The organism is Streptomyces sp. NPDC104367, assembly GCF_055583825.1.
Map to the genome: position 1 here is coordinate 359,168 of NZ_JBVJND010000007.1, position 7,422 is coordinate 366,589.

Annotated in this window: 5 protein-coding genes and 2 pseudogenes; 2 read left to right on the forward strand and 5 right to left on the reverse strand. The window is 71.7% G+C overall.

Annotated features, from left to right (window positions below; translation table 11 throughout):
• Positions 1-27: 27 nt before the first annotated feature.
• The 4 genes and pseudogenes from ACZ619_RS13775 to ACZ619_RS13790 form a co-directional block, all read right to left on the reverse strand.
• Positions 28-1,452 (reverse strand): HupE/UreJ family protein, encoded by a 1,425-nt coding sequence (locus ACZ619_RS13775; RefSeq protein ID WP_469598194.1) that lies wholly within the window; start codon positions 1,450-1,452, stop codon positions 28-30.
• Positions 1,452-2,561 (reverse strand): annotated as a pseudogene (locus ACZ619_RS13780) (DUF3500 domain-containing protein). The gene ACZ619_RS13775 and the pseudogene ACZ619_RS13780 overlap by 1 nt, the downstream one beginning before the upstream one ends.
• Positions 2,562-2,916: 355 nt before the next feature.
• Positions 2,917-3,543: an MBL fold metallo-hydrolase gene (locus ACZ619_RS13785; protein WP_469598196.1), complete on the reverse strand. Its 627-nt coding sequence runs from the start codon at positions 3,541-3,543 to the stop codon at positions 2,917-2,919.
• Entirely contained in the window at positions 3,544-4,626 is a 1,083-nt protein-coding gene (locus ACZ619_RS13790) for an S-(hydroxymethyl)mycothiol dehydrogenase (protein ID WP_469598198.1), read from the reverse strand. It lies immediately after the preceding gene.
• A gap of 268 nt (positions 4,627-4,894) precedes the next feature.
• Here ACZ619_RS13790 and ACZ619_RS13795 point away from each other — a divergent pair, with 268 nt between their 5' ends.
• Positions 4,895-6,214, forward strand: a complete 1,320-nt coding sequence (locus tag ACZ619_RS13795; protein WP_469598200.1) for a helix-turn-helix transcriptional regulator — start codon at positions 4,895-4,897, stop codon at positions 6,212-6,214.
• A gap of 3 nt (positions 6,215-6,217) precedes the next feature.
• Positions 6,218-6,667, forward strand: a pseudogene (locus tag ACZ619_RS13800) (ADP-ribosylglycohydrolase family protein); the annotation flags it as partial.
• Positions 6,668-6,709: 42 nt separating this feature from the next.
• Here ACZ619_RS13800 and ACZ619_RS13805 read toward each other — a convergent pair.
• On the reverse strand, positions 6,710-7,422 hold a 713-nt coding region (locus ACZ619_RS13805), incomplete at its 5' end, for an SAM-dependent methyltransferase (protein ID WP_469598202.1).

Sequence of the window (7,422 nt, forward strand, 5' to 3'; positions counted from 1 at the left end):
CGGCCCCGCGGGACGCCGCACCCGTGACTACCGCGTACGGCGCACGGACGGGACCGGCCCGGCCCCGACGGCGAACGCGGGGGCGGTGCCGGGACTCCCGCTCTCCGCGGTGTCCCGGCCACGGCGGTGAGCGATCATCCAGAGCGTGGCGAGCACGGCCGTGGACGACAGCGTGAAGAGCAGTTCCAACGTGTGCGTCCCGGCGCTGTCGGCCGCGCGGGCGACGGGGTTGGGCAGACCCAGCCGGTCGAGCAGCCAGCCGAGGGCCAGTCCGGCGGTCAGCAGCGCGCAGGTGTTGCGCACGGCGGACTGGCCGCGCAGCCGGACGAGGCAGAGCAGGCCCGGCAGGGCGAGCAGGACGAGGACGAGTTGCATGCATTCGATGCCGAGATTGAATCCCGCGAGACTGAGAGTTAGTTGAGTGGTGGACAGTTTCATTTCGGCGAGGGTGAGGGAAAAGGCCAGTCCGTGTCCGAGTCCGAAAACACCGGCGATGACGGCCTCACGTCCCGGAAATACCGGACGAACGGCGTGCACGGCCCCGACGAGAATACTGAAGGCGATGAATGCCTCGACCGGCTGTGCCGGTATGTCGAGGCGGCCGAAAGCGCTCACCGCCAGCGCCAGCGAATGGCCGAGGGTGAATGCGAGCGTGGTGCGGGCGATCCGGCCGAGAGCGGTGCGGGTGCCCGCGGACCCGCGCCAGCGGTTCCCGGCCGCCAGGAGCGGCGCGGGCAGCAGCAGGATGAGCAGGAACAGCAGATGGTCGGTGCCTTCGAGGATGTGGTCGGCGCCGAGCCGGAACATGGCGTAGGTCCCGCTCAGAAGACCGCCGCCGTCCAGATCGACGGTGAGGGGAGCGATGGTCATCGTCCGGGTGTCGATGCGGATGACGCCGACCTGGGCCGCGCCGTCCCCGTCCCCGGCGGTGACCCGGCCGGCGGCCCAGTCCTGGCGGACGGAGACCAGGACGGTGTGGGTGACGATCTGGTGGACGACGGCGTCGTAGTGCAGGACGAACCGCCGCGCGTCCCCGCCCGCGGGCGGGGTGAGGACGGCCTGGACGGTCAGTTCGCGGTAGGGGCCGGTGTAGGTCTGCTCCGTCCGGCTCAGCGCCACGGCGCCGAACGCGACGGCCCACGGCCTGCCGTCGCGGGTGGCCGGACGGACGTGGGCGGCCAGGTAGCGGCGGACCGCGGGGGTCCGTGCGGACAGCTGCCGCGCCGTGGTGGTGTCGTCGAGGTCGATGCCGCTGGCCCGGGAGAAGTCGCTGAGGGGCAGGTCCAGTTCGGCGGTCACCGACCGCTCGTGCACGTCGAGCAGGAGCACCGAGTGCGGCATGGGATGCGCGGCGGCCGGCGGCGCTGCCAGAAGCAGCGCCGCCAGGACCGCCACCGCCAACCCGACCGTCATGCGCAGCGCCGATGACAGCGAGAGCGGCGAGCGGTTCATCAGAAGGAGAACTCTCCGCCGTAGTCGCGGGTGTGGTCGCGGTAGACGGTGTGGTAGTGCACCTGGCTGCTGTAGACGACGCCGTTCTGGCAGACGAACTCGATCCAGACGCCGGGTCCGTCGATGCGCACGTAGTCACCCTGGCTGCTCAGGCTGCTGCTGCCCGAGTAGGAGATGTAGGTACTGGCGAGTTCCGACTGGTACGTGGTCAGCAGCGAGGCGGACGTGGTGTCGTCCGCGACCTCGACCCACGGGGTGATGGCGGCGAGGACGAGTGCCTGCTGGGTGCTGGAGAGTCCGCTGGCCGACAGGCCCTGCTTGGTCGTCGGGAACTGCCCGTCCTTGCCCGGGCCCAGCAGCACGTCGCTGTACGACGTCGAGAGCTTGGCCTGGGAGAGCTGGCTGCTGCTCAGGCCGGAGAGCATGGCGAGCATCGCGCTGCGCATCCCGCTCAGCGGTGCGTACGTGGTGCCGCCCGAGGTCCAGCTCGTCGGTTCCACGCCGACGAAGTACGGGGTGGTGCCCTCGACCGCGCCGTCCTTGTAGGTGAGGTTGACCGCGAGGTGGTGGCCGCCGAAGTGCAGCTGCCAGGTGCCGCTGGTGCTCGGGGTGCCCAGGAAGGCCAGGTAGTAGTTGCCGCTGCCGTAGCCGTTGGCGCTCTGCCCGAGGACGTCGTCGGCGGCCAGGATCTTGGAGACCTAGTCGTACCCGGTTCCGCTGCCCGTGCCGGTGGCCGCCTGGACCACCGCCTTGGCGGCGGCGAGCTGGGTGCTGCTGAGCGTGCTGAACTGGATGCCGACGCGGCAGGACGAACCGCACGGGAGGTTCGACCAGGCGGTGGCGTTGGCCTCGGTGAAACCGAGGAGCACCTGCGACTTCTGGCTCGTGGACAGGGTGTTCAGGAACGTGTTGGCCGCGGTGACCACGTCCGATACGGCCGCGGTGGACACGGTCGCGGCCGTCGGGGCGCTGGACGAGTCGCTCCGGGCGGTCGCCGCGTTCGCGTGGACGTAGGCCCCCGCGAAGAGGAAGGCGGTGGCCGCCGTGACGGCGACGCCCGCCCGCTGCCACCTTCCCGTCAGCCTGCTGCGCGTGCTGTTCTCTGGCACTTCTGCGGTCCCTTCGGTAGTGGTCCGCAGGACTTCCGGAATCCGCCCTCACGCGTCAAAGGAAATCAGGGAAGTCCTGTGTCGTTGTTCGAACTCACTGGAGCGCAGGAAACGGTGCTGCGCGGCGCCCGGAAACGCAACCTGGTCAACCTGTGAATTCCTTCAGGTTCGGATGCTAGGTGCGGCGGTCCGATTTCCCGGCACCGAAGGGAACGATCAATATATGGCCGGTTTTCAGAGCCGTGAATGACGGCAAACGGCGTCTTTTCAACGGGTAAAGGGCCCGCCTGGGACGTGTCAGGCGGGCCCTGTTCCGTGCGCGTGTCCCTCCCCGGGACGTCGGCGGTCGCCGGGCTCAGTGGCCGCGGGCGATCCACTCGTCCAGGTGCGGTGCCTCGGCCGCGACGGCGGTGGAGGCGCCGTGCCCGGTGAGGACCGTGGTGTGCGGCGGGAGGGTGAGGAGGCGGTCCCTGATGGAGCGGATGATGGCGGGGAAGTCGGAGAAGGACCTCCCGGTGGCACCCGGGCCGCCCGCGAAGAGCGTGTCGCCGGTCAGGACCGTGTCGAGCTCCGGCACGTACAGGCTGATCGCGCCCGGGGTGTGGCCCGGGGTGTGCAGGACCTGGATCTCGGTACCGGCGACGGTGAGCCGGCGCCGGTCGCTCAGGTAGGCGGGGGAGTGGCCGGGGTGGACCCGCGACCACAGCAGACGGTCGTCGAGGTGGAGGAAGACCGGTGCTCCGGTCTTCTCGGCGACGGCGGGAGCGGCGTTGACGTGGTCGTTGTGCGCGTGGGTGCACACCACCGCCGTCAGCCGCCGGTCGCCGACGGCCGCCAGGATCGCGTCGGCGTCGTGCGCCGCGTCCACCACCAGGGCCTCGTCGTCGTCCCCGATGATCCAGACGTTGTTGTCGACGTCCCAGGAGCCGCCGTCGAGGGCGAACGTGCCCGAGGTGACGAGCTGTTCGATGCGGGCGCCCACTCAGAACACCACCACGGAGCGCAGGACCTCGCCCGAGTGCATCTTGTCGAACGCCTTCTCCACGTCGCCGAGTCCGATGGTCTCCGTGACGAAGGAGTCCAGGTCGAGGCGCCCCTGCCGGTAGAGGTCGATGAGCATCGGGAAGTCCCGGGAGGGCAGGCAGTCGCCGTACCAGGAGGACTTCAGGGAGCCACCGCGGCCGAAGACGTCCAGGAGCGGCAGTTCGACGGTGACGCCGGGGGCGGGGACGCCCACCAGGACGACGACGCCGGCCAGGTCGCGGGCCTCGAAGGCCTGGAGGTACGTCTCCGGGCGGCCGACGGCGTCGATCACCACGTCGGCCCCGAAGCCGTCCGTGAGGGCGCGGATTCCGGCCACCGGGTCGCCGGTACGCGAGTTCAGGGTGTGCGTGGCGCCGAAGGTCCTCGCCAGCTCCAGCTTCCGGTCGTCGATGTCCACCGCGATGATGCGGCCGGCGCCCGCCAGGCGCGCACCCGCGATCGCCGCATCGCCGACGCCGCCGCAGCCGATGACCGCGACGCTCTGCCCGCGGCGCACCGGTGCGGTGTTGAGGGCGGCGCCCAGGCCGGCCATGAGCCCGCAGCCGAGGAGCCCGGCGGCCTCGGGGCGCACCTCGGGCACCTTGGTGCACTGTCCGGCGGCGACCAGCGTCTTCTCCGCGAAGGCGCCGATGCCCAGGGCCGGGGTGAGCGGCGTGCCGTCGGCGAGCCGCATCTTCTGCGTGGCGTTGTGGGTGTCGAAGCAGTACCAGGGCTCACCCCGGCGACAGGCCCGACATCGGCCGCACACCGCACGCCAGTTGAGGATGACGAAGTCCCCGGGGGCGACATCCCGGACGTCGGGGCCGACCGCCTCGACGATGCCGGCGGCCTCGTGACCGAGCAGGAAGGGGAACTCGTCGTTGATGGCCCCTTCGCGGTAGTGCAGGTCCGTGTGGCACACACCGCAGGCCAGCACCTTCACCAGGGCCTCGCCCGGCCCCGGGTCGGGCACCAGGATGGTCTCCACGGAGACGGGCGTACCGGTGTGGCGGGCGACGACGCCCCGCACGTGATGGGTCATGGGTGAGGTTTCCTCGTAACTGGTCGACGGAGGCGGCCATGACACGTCTGTCGGGACGGTCATGTCCGGCCGGGGGAGGACGCGGGGCCGGACCGCGGCCCCGCGGGGCCGGGCGCGGTCACTGGCGGTGACGGGCTCCGGGCTCGGCGGACCGGGAGGTCCGGCCCGGTCCGCCTCTCCATCCTCCTGCCTCATCGGGTAGGCCGCACTCAACCTTCCGACTTCTTCACCCACCCGTTCGGGTGGGCGGGTGGGATAGATTTCCTCCATGCCCGTATCCCGGTCCGCCCTGCCCCGCCCCTTCGCCGATCCCGCCCTCGTGGCCGAGCGGGCGGGATCCGTGGCGACCGCACCGCTGCACACCGTCGCCCTGCTGCTGCACGAGGTGATCGGCGAGGCGCTGCCGCACCGGGCGCTGGCCGTGTTCACCGAGGACTGCACCGGGCGGCCGCAGAAGAAGGCCGGCGACCCCGCGATCACCGAGCGGATCACGATCGCCGAACTCGACACGGTGCGCCGGCGCACGGCCGGCGGCGAGCGGCCCGGCACCGCGGTGATCGCGGGCGCGGAACACCCGGTCCGCGTCTACGACGCGCCGACCGGGGCCCTGCTCGTGCTCTGCGAGCCCGGCGACCTCGCCTACCCCGGCGCCGAGGAGTACGTGCGCACGGTCTGGGTGACGGCCGCGACCCGGATCCGGCAGCAGGTCGCCGAGGCCCGCCCCGACTACCTGCGCGAGTCGCGCGCGGCGTCCAGCGAACGGCTGAGGGTCACCGCGGAACTGACCGCCCGCCACGAGACCGACCTGGAGACCCTGCTGGCCACCCTGCGCGCCCGCGACCTGGACCACGCCCGGGCCAGGGAGCTGGCGACCGACACGGCGGCCGCGGCCCTGGTCCGGGTGCGGGCCGGCAGCGATCTCGTGGCCTCCCTCACCGAGGAGCCCGTCTCGCAGGCGTTCCAGCGTCTGAGGGACGACCTGCGGTCGCTCAGCCGCTACGGCACCGTGTCGATCCAGTTCGTCGAGCCCCCGGCGAGCGGCCGCGCACTGCCGGGCGAGGTCGCCCACGCGGCCCGGGCCATCGTCCGCAGCGCGGTCCTGCTCATGTGCGGCCAGGACGGCGTGAGCCGGATCAGAGTCCAGTGGAACTGCGACGGAACGAATCTCCTCGTCTCGGTACGCGACGACGGCCCCGGCCTCCTGGACCCGGGCCGCCCCGCGCTGGGCCCGCTCACCGCACGGGCGACCGCGCTCGGCGGCCACCTCGCCGTCGAGGCCGTCGAGAGCTGGGGCTCGGAGATCGACGTGCGCATTCCGCTCGACCTGCCCGACACCTCGGACACGGCCACCGACCTGTGGGACCTCGCTCCGCGCGAGACCGAGGTGCTGAAACTGCTCGCCGCGGGACGGCGCAACCGCCAGATCGCCACGGAGCTCGGCATCAGCGAGAACACCGTCAAGTTCCACACCAGCCAGCTGTATCGCAAGCTCGGCGTCTCCACCCGGGCCGCAGCCGCCGTCCTGGCCGCCGAGGCCGGCTTCGGCTCCCCCGACAGCACACCGGCCTCCGTCCCGCCGCACGCGTGAGAGGTCTCGCACCACCACCCGGAGGCGGTCACCGCAGCGGTGGCGGTCGCCCTCGCCGCGGCGCCGGCGACCCGCAGCCGGGGCGGGCCCGCCCCGGCCGGGCCGGAACTCCTGCACGCGGTCGCCGAACGGCTGCCCGGCAGCGACGTCCGCTCGGGAGTCCGGGTCGCGGCCCGGATGCCGGAGCACACCTCGGTCCGGTACGCCGCGGAGGTACTGGGCTCCGGCTACCGGATGTCCGGACCCGACACCGTCCCGTACGCCCTGTGGTGCGCGGCGCGGCACCTCGACGACCTGCACGAGGGGCTGTGGCTGACGGTCGCGGGGCGTGGCGACATCGACACCACCTGCGCCATCGCCGGCGGGGTGATCGCCGCCCGCACGGGTGTCGCCGCCCTCCCTCCCGCCTGGCACGCGGCCCGCGAGCCGCTGCCCTCGGTCGGGACGGAGTGACGGCTCCCGCTCCGTGGCGCCGCGACGCTCACGGCGGACGGTTCACGGCTTGCGCGCGATGCCGCCGGCGATACATCGCTGGCCCGCGTTGAGCGGCTTGAGCTGAGGGCCGTCCGGCCACCAGCCGACGCACGGCACCAGACCCGGGGAGACCAGTTCCAGACCGTCGAACAGCTCCCGCAGTTCGTTCCTCGTGGAGAAGGTGCCGCTGCCCAGCATGCTGTGCAGGAACACGCCCTCCATCTTCCGGGCGATCGCGCTGTACTCGTCCTCCGGGTCGAGGAAGTGACTGATCGCCACGTAGGAGCCGGACGGCAGCGCGTTCACGTAGGCGCGCACGATGTCCTTGCGGGTGCGCGTGTCCTCGCCGTTGTAGTGGTGCAGCGTGCCCATGTGCAGCAGGGCGATCGGTTCGTTCCAGTCCAGCGTGGACCGTACGACGTCGTTCCGCAGCAGCCGCTCCGGCTCGAAGATGTCCTCGGAGACGAAGACCGTGCTGTCGTTCTCCTCCAGCAGCGCCCGGCCGTGGGCCAGGACCAGCGGGTCGTTGTCCACGTAGACGACCCGCGAGTCCGGGTCGATCCGCTGGACGACGTGGTGGACGTTCTCCGCGGTCGGCAGGCCCGAACCGCAGTCCAGGTACTGGGTGATGCCGGTCTGGGGCCCTGACCCTGGAGTTTGGACACCGGAGAGACTTGGATCTTGATGGTCCAGGAGAACGGAGTCCCTGTGGGGATGAAGCATTACCCCGCCGA